15 protein-coding genes are annotated in these 17,481 nt (G+C 40.9%); 3 read left to right on the forward strand and 12 right to left on the reverse strand.

Annotation, left to right across the window (positions count from 1 at the left end; all coding sequences use genetic code 11):
• Positions 1-3: 3 nt before the first annotated feature.
• The gene (locus tag HDF25_RS03565) at positions 4-1,299 is read right to left on the reverse strand and encodes an NAD(P)/FAD-dependent oxidoreductase (RefSeq protein WP_184622853.1); all 1,296 of its coding nucleotides are present in this window, start codon (positions 1,297-1,299) and stop codon (positions 4-6) included.
• 104 nt (positions 1,300-1,403) lie between these two features.
• On the reverse strand, positions 1,404-2,831 hold the full coding sequence (locus HDF25_RS03570) for a hypothetical protein (protein ID WP_184622854.1): 1,428 nt from the start codon (positions 2,829-2,831) through the stop codon (positions 1,404-1,406).
• Between the two features lie 107 nt (positions 2,832-2,938).
• Between HDF25_RS03570 and HDF25_RS03575 the strand changes: the two genes are divergently transcribed.
• Positions 2,939-4,087, forward strand: a complete 1,149-nt coding sequence (locus tag HDF25_RS03575; RefSeq protein ID WP_184622856.1) for a hypothetical protein — start codon at positions 2,939-2,941, stop codon at positions 4,085-4,087.
• A gap of 3 nt (positions 4,088-4,090) precedes the next feature.
• Here HDF25_RS03575 and HDF25_RS03580 read toward each other — a convergent pair whose 3' ends face one another.
• The 8 genes from HDF25_RS03580 to modA form a co-directional block, all read right to left on the reverse strand.
• Positions 4,091-5,284: an anhydro-N-acetylmuramic acid kinase gene (locus HDF25_RS03580; protein WP_184622859.1), complete on the reverse strand. Its 1,194-nt coding sequence runs from the start codon at positions 5,282-5,284 to the stop codon at positions 4,091-4,093.
• Between the two features lie 18 nt (positions 5,285-5,302).
• Entirely contained in the window at positions 5,303-6,736 is a 1,434-nt protein-coding gene (locus HDF25_RS03585; protein WP_184622861.1) for an AcvB/VirJ family lysyl-phosphatidylglycerol hydrolase, read from the reverse strand.
• Positions 6,737-6,740: 4 nt separating this feature from the next.
• The gene (locus HDF25_RS03590; protein WP_184622864.1) at positions 6,741-9,335 is read right to left on the reverse strand and encodes a phosphatidylglycerol lysyltransferase domain-containing protein; all 2,595 of its coding nucleotides are present in this window, start codon (positions 9,333-9,335) and stop codon (positions 6,741-6,743) included.
• A gap of 90 nt (positions 9,336-9,425) precedes the next feature.
• The gene (locus HDF25_RS03595; RefSeq protein ID WP_184622866.1) at positions 9,426-10,655 is read right to left on the reverse strand and encodes an MFS transporter; all 1,230 of its coding nucleotides are present in this window, start codon (positions 10,653-10,655) and stop codon (positions 9,426-9,428) included.
• A gap of 103 nt (positions 10,656-10,758) precedes the next feature.
• Positions 10,759-11,559, reverse strand: a complete 801-nt coding sequence (gene map, locus HDF25_RS03600) for a type I methionyl aminopeptidase (protein WP_184622868.1) — start codon at positions 11,557-11,559, stop codon at positions 10,759-10,761.
• An 11-nt stretch (positions 11,560-11,570) separates the two neighbouring features.
• Positions 11,571-12,197 (reverse strand): ATP-binding cassette domain-containing protein, encoded by a 627-nt coding sequence (locus HDF25_RS03605; RefSeq protein ID WP_184622870.1) that lies wholly within the window; start codon positions 12,195-12,197, stop codon positions 11,571-11,573.
• The gene (gene modB / locus HDF25_RS03610) at positions 12,194-12,865 is read right to left on the reverse strand and encodes a molybdate ABC transporter permease subunit (RefSeq protein ID WP_184622872.1); all 672 of its coding nucleotides are present in this window, start codon (positions 12,863-12,865) and stop codon (positions 12,194-12,196) included. Before modB ends, HDF25_RS03605 begins: the two co-directional genes overlap by 4 nt.
• An 18-nt stretch (positions 12,866-12,883) precedes the next feature.
• On the reverse strand, positions 12,884-13,702 hold the full coding sequence (gene modA, locus HDF25_RS03615; protein ID WP_260409314.1) for a molybdate ABC transporter substrate-binding protein: 819 nt from the start codon (positions 13,700-13,702) through the stop codon (positions 12,884-12,886).
• Between the two features lie 133 nt (positions 13,703-13,835).
• Here modA and HDF25_RS03620 point away from each other — a divergent pair, with 133 nt between their 5' ends.
• Positions 13,836-14,297, forward strand: coding sequence for a GNAT family N-acetyltransferase (locus tag HDF25_RS03620; RefSeq protein ID WP_184622874.1), 462 nt, complete (start codon positions 13,836-13,838; stop codon positions 14,295-14,297).
• A gap of 111 nt (positions 14,298-14,408) precedes the next feature.
• Positions 14,409-15,116: an aquaporin Z gene (gene aqpZ, locus HDF25_RS03625; RefSeq protein WP_184622875.1), complete on the forward strand. Its 708-nt coding sequence runs from the start codon at positions 14,409-14,411 to the stop codon at positions 15,114-15,116.
• A 68-nt stretch (positions 15,117-15,184) separates the two neighbouring features.
• On the opposite strand, the gene HDF25_RS03630 is transcribed toward aqpZ, so the two are convergent.
• Positions 15,185-16,381 carry an MFS transporter gene (locus HDF25_RS03630; RefSeq protein WP_184622876.1) on the reverse strand — a complete coding sequence of 399 codons (1,197 nt, stop codon included), beginning with the start codon at positions 16,379-16,381 and terminating at the stop codon, positions 15,185-15,187.
• A gap of 111 nt (positions 16,382-16,492) precedes the next feature.
• Positions 16,493-17,401, reverse strand: coding sequence for a helix-turn-helix domain-containing protein (locus HDF25_RS03635; RefSeq protein ID WP_184622877.1), 909 nt, complete (start codon positions 17,399-17,401; stop codon positions 16,493-16,495).
• Positions 17,402-17,481: the final 80 nt, after the last annotated feature.

The following is a 17,481-nucleotide window of genomic DNA, read 5'->3' on the forward strand; positions in this document are numbered from 1 at the left end:
ATATTAGTCTTGCAATTTAGGTTTATCCTCGGGTTGACTGGTATCTACCGGTCTGATAATCATTCTAAGCGACTGATCCTTAGAAAAATAAGCTACTGTCCAGTTATAGAATGTCCTGAACCTGTTCCGGTAAGAAATCAGTGATAACAAGTGGATAAACAACCAGGCCAGCCAGGCAATAAAGCCATTGAGATGAACCTTTGGTTTAGGTAAATCGACCACCGCTTTATTACTTCCGATAATAGCCATACTACCCCTGTCTTTATAAGTAAAGGTTTTAGGGACTCTTTGTTCCGCAACCCGGATAAAGTTAGCAGCAAGGTTCCTTCCCTGTTGTATTGCAACTTGTGCAACCTGCGGGTGCCCCTCAGGATAACCAGGATCTCCTGACTGGATACAAGTATCCCCTATGGCATATACATTTTCCAAACCCTGGACTTTATGAAAGGCATCTACTGCCATTCTTTTTCCACGGCCATAACTAGTCTGAGGAATCCCTTCAAAACTCATCGCACTGACGCCAGCGGCCCAGATCAGATTTTTGGTTTCTATGATTGTACCATCGGTAAAAATCACTTTGTCGTCCACAAAATCACTTACATGACTGTTCAGAATAACTTTAACGCCCAATTTAGTTAGTGATTCATAAGTGTTTTCCTGAGATTTTTTACTCATGGGTTTCAATAAGGCAGAACCACCGTCCACCAGGTAAACCTCGGCACCGGTATGTTTCAGTTCCGGGTAATCCTTATGCATAATATTGTGGCGCATCTCGGCAAACATACCAGAAATCTCCACACCTGTTGGTCCGCCACCAGCAATGACAATAGTCAGACTTTTTTTGATCTCTTCTTTATCGGTTGTGATTGTTGCCTCCTCGAAATGCGTTAATAATTTGTTACGCATTTGTATGGCATCACTCAGCGTTTTCATCGGAATGGCATTTTTCTTTACATTTTCCATTCCGAAGTAGTTCGTTTCAGCTCCCGTAGCAAATACAAGTTCATCATATTCAATGGTGCCGTTACTGAGAACCAGCTGACGGGATTCAGGGACCACCTGAAGCAGTTCACCTAATCTGAAATGAAGATTGTCCTTACTTCTGAATAATTTACGTATCGGGTAACTGATACTGGAAGGTTCCAGAAAAGCGGTAGCCACCTGGTAAATCAGTGGCGGAAAGAAATTGTAATTATTTTTATCTACGAGTGTAACCTGATAATGTTTCTTTTTTCCGAGCTGCAGTGCAAGATTAATGCCTGCAAATCCTCCGCCTATAATAACTATTCGTTTCTGCATAATTTATAATTTATCCAATTTCCGGGAAGCGCATGGTAATGGTCTCTGAAAAGACAGCTAAAAGTAAATAATGTTTTAAAACCTGAATGTAAAAAAATCAGGCTCTAGAAATTGTGCACATAGGATATCAGAAGGCCCGCAGTAAAGTGTTTCGCAGGTACCGTCCCAGGAACCCCCATTAACTGATTCTGATCAGAGATGTTATCAAAATTTATAGGTTGATTATAAGAGCCCGTGCGGCCATAGGTCAGCAGTAAGCCTGCCCGCAGATTAAATTTACGCCGCTTAAAATTACCTCCCACCTGGGCGTGATAATTATCCCATAAAGAAACATGTCCCTGATCATCCATTTTAGGGTCCAGATAATTAAAATCTGTACGGACAGAACTCATCAGCGTAAAAACATCATTAATCACCCGGCTGTAACCCAAACCTACGTTCATCACATTTCTTCGTCCGTCCGTTAAATTCAGCAAACCAGTATTTTCAGTAGAAGGTGAACTTCCTGTTTTGATAAAGGAAATATCGTCTGGTTTTAAAATACTATATTGATTTATTGATCCAAAATATTCAACAGCGATATAGATCTGTCCCAGATCATAATCATAGGCATAACCTGCGGCTAGACTCAGCGGCATTTTATAAGTTGCTTTCAGGTTATTCTGGCGTGTACTTCCCAGTAGGTTATAAGGGTTTTTAACATCATTATCCGAAATCAGGTTGGCAATATTGAGATCACTGATTACATCCCCCTTGGTATATAATTTGGCTAGGGGACTACTCAGGAGCATCCCTAAATGGTGCGGTCCCGAATCATAAGACAACCCCAGTTTAACTCTCAGGCCCGCGTAAGTATAATCAGTACGGTAACTTAAATCATACCTGGCTATTGGTGGAAAAATAACGTCGGGATCATTGTTCGTATTGAACAAAGCCCTGGAAGAAAAATTACTGCTCGTTTCCGCTCTTCTGAGCATGCCTTCGACTGTGATACCTGCCGCTAGTTTATGAGTTAGTCTTTTGCCTACACTCAACTGCGCATAGGTTTCTGTTGTCCGGTTCTGTGCATCGAACTGGCCTATATAAACTTCATCACCGGGACTATAACTGTCACTGAGTACATTTGCTTTTTTATCTTGTCTCTGTGAAGTCTGGAAATCCTGCATAGGATTTTGTATTAAAGCAAAACCGATAGTCAGTGGATGGTCTTTATTCAGTTTAAAGGTTTTGGAAATGAGCTGAGGTATAATCTTCGTATTATTCGACACCAGATTTTTACCCGTACCTACCCCATTTTTGATTTTGACATAATCATATTGATAAATGCTGGACGATATGGAGGTAGCCGTTTTATCCGACCAGGCCATCACAGCCGGGTTTAAATAGACTACACCACTATCCAGCGTATTGACAATGGCTGCCCCAGGCGTTAAAAAACCTGCTGGTGAAAAATTCGATCCCCAATAGTGCGCGTCCTGTGCTTTAAGCAGACCAGGAATAAGAAGTAATAGGAAAAGTAAATATTTTTTCATTAGGAACGAAAATTCATTTATAGATATTAGAATGGGTTGAAAATACAAATTATGACAGGAATCCTTATCTTTATTGCAATTTTTCTTCCTTAAAGAATACCTGATAAATGATATTTTCAATACTTTCTCTTCCTTCAAAAGTAAAATATTCCTTCTGTATTACCCTGCTTAGCCTCATTCTTAGTGCTAACTTACTCTATGCACAACGGGCAGTGAAAGGTAAAATTCCGGTAGTCAATCTTGATTTCTCACACTGGCAGGGAGATTTGTTCAGTACGGTAAAAGGTTATCACACGCTGAAAGACATAGTTCTCCCGGGCTCTCATGATGCGGGGATGTCTGTATTGACAGCTACCGGAGGAAGTCAGAAAGGTACTATTAACCAATGTAATACACTGACCCAGACTTTAAATATTGCCAGACAACTGCAATCAGGTATCCGGATGTTTGATCTGCGGGTTGGTGTACTTAAGGATACCCTTTATCTCAAACACAGTTCTTCTGATTGTATGGAAGATGCAATTGGTGGCGGATACGGAGAAATGCTGGAACCTGTGCTGTTGGCCACCAAAGCTTTTTTAGAAAAGAATAAAACTGAATTTCTGATCTTTTCTCTCAGTCATTTTTGTCCAAAAGAAATTGCAGTGGCCAAATTAGCTGAAAAGATGACTGCACTACTGGGAAAAGAACATGTCTATCTGCCTGGTCGTAAAAGAATCGGGGATATTAAAATAGAAGAACTACGTGGTAAAGTTCTGCTTGCCTTTGAGACCCCTCAGTTTGAAGCCCCTGGAATTATGTTTAATACCATGGTCAGTGGGTCGTCAGACGCAAGTCTTAACTTCCAGCGCGCCTATGCAGCCACGAATAATTTAAAGAAATTAATCCTTGTACAGGCCAGTTTCTTTACTGCCCTGAAATCACAGCAGAATGCAAACGATCTGATACGGGTTGACTGGCAGCTGACTCAAAGTCCACAGGAAGCAGCAATGGTCTGTAATGCTTTTGAATCGGATCAGAACAGTCCCTTATTTGATGGTGCTATATTTTTGACGAATGTACTTTCCAAACATAAAAGTATTATTACCCATGCCAGAAGGGCAAATAAGGTATTCAAGGACCAGGTGAATAAATGGATTGCAGACGAAACTATAAATAGTAAGAATAAACCCAATATCCTGTATGTAGACGATGCGGGGAGCTGGATTACCCAGTATTGTATGGAGCTTAATATGAGTGCCTTGTACAATAAATAAGGGTTAACCTGGCAGGCTTATTTTACCCATAGTGACGGATGGAATACCCGTTCTCCGTCCAAAATCAGTCTGCCCGCCCGCCACACACTCATTAGCCAGTAAAGCAAACAAAACTGCTTCTTTTGCATCTGGCAGGATACCCAGTTCATCAGTATAAGCAGCAGTAAAGCCAAGACCGTCATTGATCTTTTGTACCAGAAGCGGATTATGCATTCCACCGCCACTCAGATAAACGCTGAAGGATTGATCCTGAACAGAACTTTGGAGAGCTCTCACGATGCTGAGCGCAGTAAATTCACATAAGGAAGCCATGATATCCTCATTACTTAGACTAAGCTGACCACAGGCCTTTTGTGCATTCCATAAATAGGATAAGTTGAAGAGTTCCGGTCCTGTTGTTTTGGGAAAAGGTAAAGCAAAAAACGGATGGTCCAGTAAAGTATTGACTAAATCCAGGTTCGGTGTACCGGCAATGGCAATCAGCGCATCTTTATCATAATATTGATCATCGTAATGCAGTTGAATAAACTGATCCATTAACGTATTACCAGGCCCGACATCAGTTGAAAATACCTGATCTGGATTTCTTCCCTGCGGTAAATAAGTGAAATTTGAGATCCCACCGATATTGAGCAGAATCCGGTTTTCGGTCTGACTGGAAAACAGCAGGTAATCCCCGTAAACGGCCAGGGGTGCTCCCTCTCCTCCTGCCGCAATATGTTTTTGTCTGAAATCACTCAGCGTTATAATTCCTGTCTTCACTGCAATATGGTCTCCATCACCTATCTGTAGTGTTGCATTGGGATAGGATTCCTCCTGGTGTAAAGAAAAGGGTGCATGAAAAATCGTCTGTCCGTGACTGGCAATCAGATCTACCGCAGTTGCCGGGTAATTCCATTTCTGTAGTGCTGCCAGTACTAATTCGGCAGAATAAGACCCTATTACAGCATTCATGAGTGTAACTTCCTGCAGAGATACCTGTCTTTTGAAAGAGATCGATTTCAGTTCCTCTTTAAATTCCTGTGTATAAGGCATAGTCACGAAATGAAGAACTTTAATGCTAGTCTCCAGGCCAGAGCCTGTGAATTCACAAAGCGCAATATCCAGCCCATCTAAAGATGTTCCGGACATCAGTCCGGCAATAATTCTTTGAGGAGCCTGAGCAATACGGACCAAATCAGTAAGCTGTCTGTTCATCTGCTGATTTTTTGAGGGTTACATTGGAATATTTTTTGAAAGTTCCAGAGAGAGTCCCTGAAAATTGTCACCAAAATGATGGTCACCCGGAATGACTTGTGTTTTCATTCCTGCCTTGATAAATTTTGTAACGATGTCACCATCTTCTTCTTTACCAAAGAAACTAATGACAGGTACGCTTTTGATTTTTTTGATTTCGGCTAACACATTATAGGTTTCCGTTGCATTGTCACCTAAACTCAGCATATCCATAACATGAATCTCAAAATCTGCTGTTACATCTGGTGATAAAGATAATACTGCGTCAAGATGTGATTTCAAAGCCGGATCCAGGCGGTTGGCTATAAAAGGAACCACTGACGCGCCAAAAGAATAGCCTGCAAGTACAAATTTCTGTTTATTTAACTGAGTTGTATAGTGCGCGATAGCCTTACTTAGGTCTGAGGCTGTCTTTTCGGGGGTTCTGGCATCCCAGAAGTACTTCTGCGCATCCAGTCCGATAACCGACAAACCTCTTTCTGCCAATGCTTCTGCCAGGGACTGATCAAAACTTGTCCATCCCCCATCTCCTGATATCATAAAGACCAGCGGCAGGTTATTCTTCTTTGGAGAAGGGATAACCGTTAAAGGAAGATCATCACCGTAGAGTTTGATCGCCTGGGTTTTTAACTCTTTATTTTCTCCTTGTTTGCGTTCTGCAAAAGAAGGAGCATTCAGGATTTTTGTATAAGCCTGGTTAAACTGTGGTAACCAGTTATCTGCAATAGAAAAACCATGTCCAACTTTGGGTAAAGTAATCAGCTCAGCCATTGGCATGCCTTTTAAAAAGGCTTCCGTTGCTGCAAAAGGACAAGTTTCATCTTTAAAACCATTAAGCGCAATAAAAGGTGCAGTCAGGTGTTCAGTTCTTTCCAGGTAAAAAGAAACACCCGGTTTTAAAACATGCTGGGTTAATCCGCTACCTTTACAGAAAGGCTTTTTAGATTCTATATCAGGGCAAAAGCCTAAAGCTATAGCCCCTTTAAAAGTATTTGCCGGGGCCTGGGCCAGAATACCATAAATCAGTGTGGCGCCATAAGAATAACCAACCAGAACCGGCTTGGAATAATTGGCGAATTTGTATTTTTTCTGGATCATCAGGCTCAGCTGCTCAAAATCAGCAGCCGGATAATAGCAATCTGTTTTTCGTTTGGAAAGAGAGTTGCGGTAGTGTTTGGCGTCAATACCCAGCACCAAAGCACCCTGTCCGGCAATATCTCTGGCCATATTAATAACCCCGTTATTCCATCCTCCGTCACCTGACACAAAAAGCACTACTGTCGTCGGGGTTTTTACCGGATGATAAACTATGATTTTACCAAATGAACCATACCGAAGGGAGTCAACACTAATGGCAAACGAAGATTTACTTAAGCAAAACAAAAGGGCGAAAATGAAAACAAGTCTTTTCAAGGCTTTATGGTTTAATTACTTTTGAGAGTACGGTAGGAACCTGAATCAGATCATAATCATGATCATAAACCAGATATTTATTATGCCAGACCGGAGAAAACTTATCCTTAGCATCTCTTAAGCCCTTATAATGAGAGAAAGATTTAATTTTCTCATAGGCAAATTTCATAGACCGTTCCGTCAGGTTTTTAGGATCCATCAATCCGGATAACGGAGCAAAACCAATATTCACCGAGGTTTTACCCTTTTCTTTCAGGTATTTAAACAACTCGACGAGGATAAAATCTATCACCCCGTTAGGCGCATCCGCTGTTTTTCTGATCAGATCATAAGTTCCTTCGCCATTGGCATAATCAGGAATCACATTTAAAAATGCAACGATCTTTTCTTCTGCATTCTCAACCGTAATAATAGTCTGATTTTTCAGCTCTTCCCAGTCAAACATGCCTTGTGAAAATACAATTTCCTCACGCTCAGTATCAGTAAGCCATTCATCAGAAACAGACTTGATTTTCTGCAATAAGCCATCCTTAACAGGAGCCTCATAGATTTTACTGTGAAAGCCTTTTTCACCAACTTTTTTCAGCGCATTCCGGATAGATTTTCTGTTTCCGCCATCCAGGGTAAAAGTAGTCAGATTGACCACCCCTTCCTGCCCTAAGAACAAGCGCTTTTTACCACTTTTCACAAAAGGCTCAAGGTGCTCTTCAGCCACGCGGTAATAAAAACTTTTCATACCGCTTTCAAAACAATACTTATCAAATGATTTGATCATGGTCTTATGATCTTCAGGGGCGGCAACCGGCGATTCCAATACGACAGCAAAGTTGCCCGAAATCCGGTAAGAAACAAAACCTTCCACCTCATCTGTGCGGTAAATCAGCTTATCCTGATAAGTTTTGAAATAATCCATTGCAGAACACCCATATTTATCCAACTGGGTTCTGGCCCAGGCAAACTCTTCTTCAGTAGAACTGTCTTTGATAATATAGGGACGGATCAGCGTGTAAACCAGAAAGGCCAGTGATAAAAATCCACTTATATTAATCGAATAAAGAAACCCTCTTGCAAAGGCATCCTGAGGTACAAGGTCCGTACTGTCAATCAGTACGAAATTTTCAAGTGTATATCTGATCGACTGGAAGATACCGAAATCCACATTGAAATGTTTCTCATCCAGAAAGTAGAAACCGATAGTACCGTATAAAACTACTGCGGCAACACTTAATAGTGTCGTTTGAAAACCGATAAAACGAAGACGGGAATTATGTTTAACATAGTATTCCTTTCGCGAAGCAATCAATCCTATAATTACAATGACAGAATAAAGAGCCTCCTCATAGTCAAAAGCCTTGGTCAGGTTTCCAAACAGAGAGAATACACATAAAGCCAAAGCAAAATACCAGGCCATTTTTAACCCTCTGAGCATAAATGCTGCCGTAACCAACAGGAACAAACCTGCAACCAGTACAAAATAATTTGAAGCCGCTATGGCCGAGATCGGCAGGAAGTTCTTTAAAAAGACCAGTCTTTCATGAATCGCAGGCGTAAGTACAGAAACAATATTAACTATACCCAGGGCCAGGATCATCAGAGCCGGTACAATACGCATTAGTAATTTGTTGATTTTGACCAGAAAACTCAGTGCTCCTAATACCATCGGTATCCAGAATTCCATAAAACGGTAAAGTAAGGTCACCGAAATTGCTGCTGCCTCGCTATAGCCCATACGCACCAGCATAAAGGTCATAGAAGCTTCTACAGCCCCTAAGCCTCTCAGAACAGGTGAAATGATCAGGAATATCACACCGACTACGTAACTCACCGTAGCAATGATAATTGAAGGTTCAATATTCAGGGCAACCATCGCAATATAGATATGCACTACTCCTATGATCTCAATCAGCATACTATAGAAAAAAGTCCAGAAGAAACTTTTATGCTCAATCTCATTATTTTTGAATTCTGCCAGGAAAACCTCTACGGAAGGAATGTATTTTACTAAAAGCCGGTAGACTTTACCATTTTTGGCAATTGACCTGTAAACCAGATAGATTCCGCCGATTAAAGCAAATACAGCTAATAAGCCAAACCATTCGCCAACACCTATGCTCCCTTTGAAAATGGCATAAATGAATACCGGAATAGCCAATACAACTACCGAAAGGATACCTACAAAACCGTAGATAGAAGAAGCAAAGTTAATCTGTGACTTGGTCACTCCTTTCTTTTCTATATCCCCGCTGAAAAAGGCCAGAGAGGAAACTCCACCCGCAGGTAAGAATACACTGATGAAATTCCTTTTCAGGTATAACATTGTGGAATCTATTAAATTCACTTTACCCCCCACAGCCCTGAAAGCGTATTTATACATCAGTCCGTGCACAAAGATATAGACCACACTCAGGACAATTCCAAAGGTAATCCAATCCCATTTAGAGGTCAGCACCAGTTCTTTTACCTGTTGCAATTCGGCTTTTTCATGCCGGACAAACCAAATGGCCAGACCAATAAAAAACAGCGTAAAAATATAACTGGCAATGATTTTATAATTATCCTTTATAAAGGGAATAGGGTTATATTTAGCAGGTAATTTCATGTATTCTGGCGCTTTTTCAAATGGTAATATTGCTTGCAAAAGTATGACATTTCTCCTGATTTAAGAACCTCCGGACAGATTTAGCCTAAACTAATTCTTCAAAACGTTTTCTGGCATGATTTGTTTTTTCTTTGTCCTTGATTTAGAAAAGATAACGATTGCCATAGCGATCAGTGACCAGGTCACCATTTGCCAGGTTGACAATGTCCATCCACCATATTTCCAGCATAAGAGGCCAAAATAAGTACCTATACCACCCCCGATAAAGTACGTAGTCATGTAAATTGTGTTCAGCCGGCTGTGTGAGTTTTCATCCAGTGAGTAAATCCTGGTGAAGTTGGTAATCTGTGTAGCCTGTACACCAATATCAAGGATAAAAATGGCTATAATCATCACAATTACAGAAACCGGAAAGAGTTTAAGCAGCAGCAGACTTAAAATAATCATACCTACACTAATGATCAGTGATATTTTGGTATTTCCTTTATCTGCAATTTTGCCGAAATAAGGAGCTACAAGTGCCCCGCCAATAGCCACAATACCAAAAAGACCTATAGTATCTGCATGAAAACCAAATGCCGGCCCACTGAGATAAAAAGTAACCGTTGTCCAGAATGAACAAAAGATACCAAAGGTAAAAGCACCCAGTATAGCAGAGCGACGGAGGACCTCATGCTTTTTAACCAACTCTAGTGTTGATTTAATCAATTCAATATAACTACCTGTAAATTTATGCTTTACATCAGGAAGATAGAGTTTAAGTAATACCGTTATAGTCAGTACCATTACCGCAGAGATGGCATAAACATATCTCCATCCCAGCCAGTCTGTAATGAAACCACTGATTACCCTCGACCCTAATATACCAACCAGGATGCCGCTGAAAACAATCCCTACAGTTTTGCCACGGTTTACCTTGTCCAGGCTGGCAGCCATTGGCAGGATAATTTGTGCCGGTGCCGAACATATGCCAATTAGTAAACTCAATGCCCAGACAAAGATTATACCCTTAGCCGTTACCATCAGAATGAGTACGCATGCCAGACTAAGCAGTAATAGAAGAATTAACCTTTTACGATCAACTTTGTCGCCCAGGGGAATCAAAAAAAACATACCCAAACCATACCCTATTTGTGCAAACATAGATACCCTGCCGATTTCAACGTCGCTGGCGTGTAGTGACAGCGCCATCTCCTTCAGGATAGGCTGGTTATAATAAATGTTTGCAACAGTTATACCTGCGGCAACTGCCATTAGCAAAATAGTACCTGATCTGAGCTGGTCACCATCCTGGTGAAAATTCTTGTTTTCGCGATTCATGTTGAACAAAAATAAATCTATCGCCATAGGATCAGCACGGAAATACTATTTTTCTTTCGCCGTCATCAAATCTTTAAACTTCAGTGACAAAAGAAAAGATGGACTAATAATAAGACGTATTCAGATTGCGGTTTGCTTTCTCAGCGATTTCAATTAAGGTATAATTAGACAGAATCTGGGCATATTCCGGTTTAGTGCAAACATCATGTTCAAAATGTACCGAAGGTTTACCATCTCTGGTTCTGACTGTCCATCCATCCTTTGAAACCATGATATCTTTAGTGCCCATGTTCAGCATAGGTTCAATAGCCAGTACCAGGTTTTCACGCATTAATATCCCTTCATTCCGTCTTCCATAATTAGGTACCTGAGGGTGTTCATGCATCGACCGGCCCAGGCCATGCCCCACATATTCTCTCACTACACCGTAACCATGACTTTCAGCATGTCTTTGTATCGCACTCGAAATATTCGTGAGATAACTTCCTGCAATAGCATGGTTAATCCCTTCATAAAGACACTCTTTAGTTACTCTGACCAAATCAATTACTTCAGGTGCTGCTTCACCCAGAATAAAGGTATAGGCATGATCACCATGAAATTCATTTTTAATGACACCTATATCCACAGAAACAACGTCACCATCCTTTAAAGGCTTATCATTAGGCATACCATGCACCACTACATCATTCACGGAAGTACAGATATGATGTGGGTAACCTTCGTAATTGAGGAATGACGGGACAGCATCATGATCTCCGATATATTCGGCCGCAAGTTTATCCAGTGCCAGTGTGGTTAGCCCTGGTTTGAGTATTTTGGCGATTTCAGCTAAAGTAGAACTGATGAGTGTAGCACTGATACGGATCAGTTCTACTTCTTCGTCTGTTTTAAATATAATCATCTGTTTACAAATTAAATTCCCTGTTCAATTTTTAAAGCACGGTCAGCAAACCCAGCCGTTTCCTGTAAATGGTGACTGACTATAATAGTGGTGGTCTTAAATTCTTTCAGTATAATTTTCAGTTCAGTAATCAGTTCTTCCCTTAATTCGTCATCCAGTGCCGAAAAAGCTTCATCCAGAACTAATAAACCGGGTTTCTGTGCGAGGGCCCTCAAAATAGCCAGTCTTTGCTGTTGTCCTCCCGAAAGATGGGCTGGTTTTTGTTTCCGGAAGGATTCCATTTTACCGATCAGCAGCAGTCTGTCAATTAAAGCCATATCCTGTGTGGCATAACGAAGGTGCCCTTCCACCGTCATATTCGGAAACAAAGCATAATCCTGGAATACGAAACCTACTTTACGTTCCTGAGGGCTGAGATTAATTTTTCTGACGGTATCCAGCCAGCATCTGTCATTGACAGTAATTACCCCTTTTTCGGGGGTGATCAATCCGGCCAGTATTTTGAGAAAGGTGGTTTTTCCAGAACCTGAAGGACCATAGATTCTGGTTACAGACTGTGCGGGGAACTGCGCTTCTATAACCAGAGGGATAGTTCCCCGGTACGTCTTTATCTTTTTATAAATTGCCGCTTCAATCATTCCAGTGGCCCCCTTACCGAATTTCTGTTAAAAATAAAGACCAGTATGACGATCACAAAGGTTATCGCAAACAAAACCATAGCATATTGATTGGCCTCATGGTACTGATTATTATCTACCGCGTCGTAGATCGCAATGGAAGCTACCCGGGTTACCCCTTCCAGTTTACCTCCGATCATCAGTACTACACCGAATTCTCCAAGTGTATGGGCAAAAGTTAGAACTGTAGCTGTCCACAATGATGCTTTAATATTTGGCAGCAGCACCCGGTAAAAAGTTTCCAGCCTTGATTTACCCATTGTATAAGATGCCTGTGCAAGAGATGCAGGTAAATGAGCCAGGGCCGATTTCACCGGACTGACCATAAAGGGCAAGCTGTAGATGACTGAAGCGACCACTAGTCCCTCAAAGGAAAAGACCAGGCTAAGGTTAAAATACTTCAGCAGCAAGCTCCCCAGGATGCTGTGCGGACTGAAAGTGAGCAGCAAATAAAAGCCGAGTACTGAAGGCGGTAAAACCAGAGGCATTGTGAGCAGCGCTTCTATTACCACCTTCCCCAACGAGCCACGTCTGGAAAGCCAGTAAGCCAGCGGAACCCCGATCATCAAGAGGATAACAGTAGTGTAGGCAGCAAGTTTAAGACTCAGCCATATGGGCATCCATTCCATTAATTCTTTCTATTAATTTTATAAGACTCTGTAACCGTACTGACCAAAAACAGTTCTCGCTTCAGCAGAGAAAAGATAATCATAAAACCGCTTATTATTGGTGAAATTTTTATTTTTCGAATGCTTTAACAGTACCACTCCCTGCTCGATGGGTTGATAAGCCCGGGGATCAATTCTTACCCATTTGAAATGAGCTGCAGGCGAAAGTTCATAAACCAGCGATTCGGTCGTAAAACCGATATTCACCACCCCTTTCAGCACATAAGTATTGACCTGGCTGATACTTTCTCCAAACACCAGACGGGAAATCAGCTCTTTGTACAGGCCATAGAAATTCATCGCCTGTACAGCTGCTTTACCATAAGGGGCCACCGATGGGTTTCCGATAGCTATTTTGCCGGTTTTTTCTTCTTTAACCAGTGTCTTCCAATTTTCGGGCACCAGACCAGTAGTTGAGCAGACAATCAGACTACCTAAGGCATAGACCCTTGGTTTAGTTACACTGAAGCCAGCAGTATACAGTTCACGGGCAAAATCCATATCAGCTGATAAAAACAGGTCATAAGGAGCACCATTTCTGATCTGTGTACTTAGTTTTCCGGATGAGCCGCTGATTATCTCAACATCAATACCGGTTCTCTGCTTAAAATCAGCGGATATTTTTTTGAGTACAAACTGCGCATTCGCTGCTACAGCAACCCTCACAGGCTGCGCCAGTACAGTCAATGTACTCAACATCATGATAAAGTATACTAAAATGATTTTTAGATAGTAATTAGCTCTATTGATGAAGAAAAGGTTTTGAACCGGACCTGCTGCTGTTGAATTATATTTCAATATTCTGCTGATTTGGATACCTCAAAGATAATCAAACAGAATTACATTTCATCCGGTCCCAGAGCCTAACCAGTTTAATCATATGCCGGTTTTTCCTATCTTAGGGCATTAAAACGCTAATACCCTTTTATAAATGGAATTTATTGAAATATGTAAGCCCTTTGACTCTCTGACCGTAAAAGAGCTTTATGCTATCCTGAAGCTGAGAAGTGAAATATTTGTAGTGGAACAAAAATGCGTGTTTCTGGACATGGACGATAAAGATCTCAAATGTCAGCACCTGATGTTATACCAGAATAAAGAACTCATGGCCTATGCGAGAATCGTACCTGCCGGATTGTCTTTTAAAGAACCCTCTATAGGAAGGATAGTGAGCAGCCATGCGGCCCGGGGTAAAGGTTTCGGAAAACAGCTGGTTGCACTGGCCATTGAAAATTGCCAGCGTTTATATGGGAAAAAGCCCATTAAAATTGGCGCACAACTTTATCTGAAGACATTTTATGAATCTTTTGGATTTATCGTAAAAGGTGATGAATATTTAGAGGATGATATACTTCACGTGGATATGATCAGGTCTGTGGTTAGTGAAAATTAAATCAGAATTAATTTACTGGCTAATTTGTTATTAATGAAAAAATATTGGTAATATTAAAGTAGCAATTGATCTATAAAGGTCAATTATAGTACTCATTTAACAAATATCTCAATGGAAACAACTACTTTTTCAAAATTCTCTGCCGAATTTTTCGGCACAATGGTCCTGGTCCTGATGGGCTGTGGCAGTGCAGTCATTGCCGGAAGTAACGGCACGTCAGGTGTCGGTTTACTCGGCATTTCATTTGCCTTTGGCCTATCTGTAGTGGCAATGGCTTATGCTATTGGTCACATTTCAGGTTGCCACATTAACCCGGCAATTTCTATTGGTATGGTTGTGGCGGGACGGATGAAGGCAAGTGAAGCTGGTGTTTATATCATTGGACAGATTTTGGGTGCTGTTGCTGGTGCTGGTATTTTATATGTTATTGCCTCAGGTAATGCAGATTATACCGTCGCAGGTAATGGATTAGGTCAGAACGGTTATGAAGCTTTCTCACCTGGTCATTATAGCCTTTTATCAGGTTTTGTCGCAGAAACTGTTTTTACCTTTATTTTCCTGCTGGTCATCTTTGGTTCTACTTCTACAAAGAATATACATGGGGGATTTGCTGGTTTATCGATTGGTCTGAGTCTGGTATTAATCCACATTGTTGGTATCAAAGTAACCGGAGTATCTGTTAACCCTGCCAGAAGTATTGGCCCTGCATTATTTGTAGGAGGTGCAGCGATCAGTCAGTTATGGTTGTTCATCGTCGCTCCTATCCTGGGTGCAGTATTAAGTGCTGTTGTATGGCGCTCACTACTGGAAAAAAACTAATCCTGAGTAATAAAAAAATATAAAAGCCCCGCTGTTAACCTTATCCAGGTTAGCAGCGGGGCTTTTGTTTAATCATGAGCAAGCTGTACTTTTCTTCTGATCACTATAAAAGTCAGGACAATTAACAATACCATAACCAGATAACTTATTCCCAGGCTGCTTTGAGATTTAGCTGGTATCAGTGATACAATCGCATAACTCATAATGGAAGTAATCACATATACCGCTCCTCCGGTCACACCACTTGCGATTCCTGCGTTTTTAGGAAACAGGCTCAGACAATACGAAAAGTAATTATTGAAGATAAAGCCAGCGATAAAATGGATACTAAAAGCAAAGGCCATCATCGTTAATAAACTGGAGAAGTATGCAGGGCTGAGGATCATCACTATGGTTAATATCAGCTGTACACCAATGGCAATACTGATTTTCCTGAAAAATGGATAACCAATCAGTGCTTTTCCGAGGAAACCGCCCAATAGTAAAGCTACACCTAAAGCCAGGGAACAATAGCCTGTGGTAATTGCCGAATCATTAAAAGTATGTTCTATAATAAAGGGCCCGGTCATTCCATAGACCATAAACATAGCATTGGATAAACCCAGCATAATCAATCCCAGACTGAAGCTAAGGGTTTTGATCATATTGCTATAAACTGTAATGATTGATTTGAAATGGAATTTCTGATAGATCTTTAGAGATTCACCTCCAAATATCAGTTCCAGAACAAGCATAATCAGGGCAAAATAACCGATCAGATAGAAATTTGATTCCCAGCCAAAGGCAGTTTGCAGATATCCACCAAAAAAAGGAGCTATAATTGGAGCCGATGACCAGACTATGGAAAACAGGCTTGTATAGTGTTTGAGTTTTTCCCCAGAAAAGATGTCTACGAAATAGGCTCTTTTACCTACTACGATCGCAGCTACAGTAACGCCGTGGATAATCCGCATCAGGTAAATCAGGTACACACTATGGGCATTGGCAATAGTGAAACTTGCTATACTGAATAGCAAAAGGGCAGCAATCGTGATACGAAAACGGCCAAAACTATCCAGTAAGCTCCCAATGAACAGTTGAGATATTCCGTAGCTGATCAGAAAAAAGACAATTGTCAGCTGTACTTCTGCATTAGTTGCATGTAATTTGCTGGCCATGGCCGGCAATGAGGGTAAATAAATATCGGTGGCAAAACCCGAAAGTGGTATTAAAATAAAGGCAAGTATGGTACCGATCCCGTCCTGATCTTTTTCAATGATTCTCATTCTCTTTAACTGTATTATTTCTCTAATGAAATAATAGGACAAAGGTATGGTCAGCAATGGCGAGATAGATTTCAAAAAACAAAGGAATAATTACATAAATCAAATATTCACCTAATTGTTGTATTTGAAAACCGAAGGAGTCAGGCCCGTGTGCCTTTTGAAATAGTTATTAAAATGAGCCGGGTATTCAAAGCCAAGACAATAACCGATTTCGGCTACATCCCAGTCGGTGTTCTTTAATAGGGTCTTAGCTTCGTCTACAATTCTGCTGCTGATCATTTGTGTGGTCGTCTTGCCGGTATGTGATTTGATCACATGGTTTAAATGATTGACATGGACATTCAGCTGACTGGCAAATTCGGAAGCACTTTTTAGTTTTAAAGGGTTTTCAGGTGAATCGACAGGAAATTGTCTTTCAAGTAATTCTATGAACATAGGTGTGATCCGGTCAGGGACATCCTTTTGAATAACCTGATTGTTCTCTGTATGTATTTTCACCCCCTGATGTATAATGAGTTTGAGAATACTTCTGATGACTTCAAATTTGTACTCATATTCGCTATTTTGTTCAGCTATCATCTGCACAAAATAGCCGCTTACAAGCTCAGTTTGCTCTTTATTCAAAAAATAAACCGGATCCATTGCAGGGTTAAACAATGGACAGAGATGTTCCAGTCCTTTTCTGAGCTCAGTTGAAATAAACGAATCGTTAAACAGGCACAGGTATCCCTCCTGTTTCTCTGTAAGAGATTCCCAGGAATAAGGAACTGAAGGATTTGAAAAGACCAATGCAGGCTGATCCACTTCGATAACCTTATCAGCAAAACGTAACCTTCCTGCTCCAATAGTCAGACATAGTTTATAATGGTCTCTCCTGTTGTATGGGGTGACCTTATTGCAATAACATCTGGATTGTGCATTAAAATGACTTGAATCACCAGAGGGATTTAATAAATCTGCTGGAATCTGCTGATTCGTTCTTTTGTAAAATTCACCAAGGGTTTCTATCGTTGTCTGCATAACATAGGATTGAACATTTCAAAGAAACAAAGGTAATGAAAAATAGTATCATCATGCCTGGGTATGGTTAAGGTATCACT

Origin of the sequence: Pedobacter cryoconitis (assembly GCF_014207135.1) — a bacterium.
GTDB classification, from domain to species: Bacteria; Bacteroidota; Bacteroidia; order Sphingobacteriales; family Sphingobacteriaceae; genus Pedobacter; species Pedobacter cryoconitis_D.

Coding starts and splice junctions, on each gene's coding strand:
- HDF25_RS03565 (WP_184622853.1), bottom strand. CDS start 1,299: ATGCAGAAACGAATAGTTATTATAGGCGGAGGATTTGCAGGCATTAAT.
- HDF25_RS03570 (WP_184622854.1), bottom strand. CDS start 2,831: ATGAAAAAATATTTACTTTTCCTATTACTTCTTATTCCTGGTCTGCTT.
- HDF25_RS03575 (WP_184622856.1), top strand. CDS start 2,939: ATGATATTTTCAATACTTTCTCTTCCTTCAAAAGTAAAATATTCCTTC.
- HDF25_RS03580 (WP_184622859.1), bottom strand. CDS start 5,284: ATGAACAGACAGCTTACTGATTTGGTCCGTATTGCTCAGGCTCCTCAA.
- HDF25_RS03590 (WP_184622864.1), bottom strand. CDS start 9,335: ATGAAATTACCTGCTAAATATAACCCTATTCCCTTTATAAAGGATAAT.
- HDF25_RS03595 (WP_184622866.1), bottom strand. CDS start 10,655: ATGAATCGCGAAAACAAGAATTTTCACCAGGATGGTGACCAGCTCAGA.
- map (WP_184622868.1), bottom strand. CDS start 11,559: ATGATTATATTTAAAACAGACGAAGAAGTAGAACTGATCCGTATCAGT.
- HDF25_RS03605 (WP_184622870.1), bottom strand. CDS start 12,197: ATGATTGAAGCGGCAATTTATAAAAAGATAAAGACGTACCGGGGAACT.
- modB (WP_184622872.1), bottom strand. CDS start 12,865: ATGGAATGGATGCCCATATGGCTGAGTCTTAAACTTGCTGCCTACACT.
- HDF25_RS03620 (WP_184622874.1), top strand. CDS start 13,836: ATGGAATTTATTGAAATATGTAAGCCCTTTGACTCTCTGACCGTAAAA.
- aqpZ (WP_184622875.1), top strand. CDS start 14,409: ATGGAAACAACTACTTTTTCAAAATTCTCTGCCGAATTTTTCGGCACA.
- HDF25_RS03630 (WP_184622876.1), bottom strand. CDS start 16,381: ATGAGAATCATTGAAAAAGATCAGGACGGGATCGGTACCATACTTGCC.
- HDF25_RS03635 (WP_184622877.1), bottom strand. CDS start 17,401: ATGCAGACAACGATAGAAACCCTTGGTGAATTTTACAAAAGAACGAAT.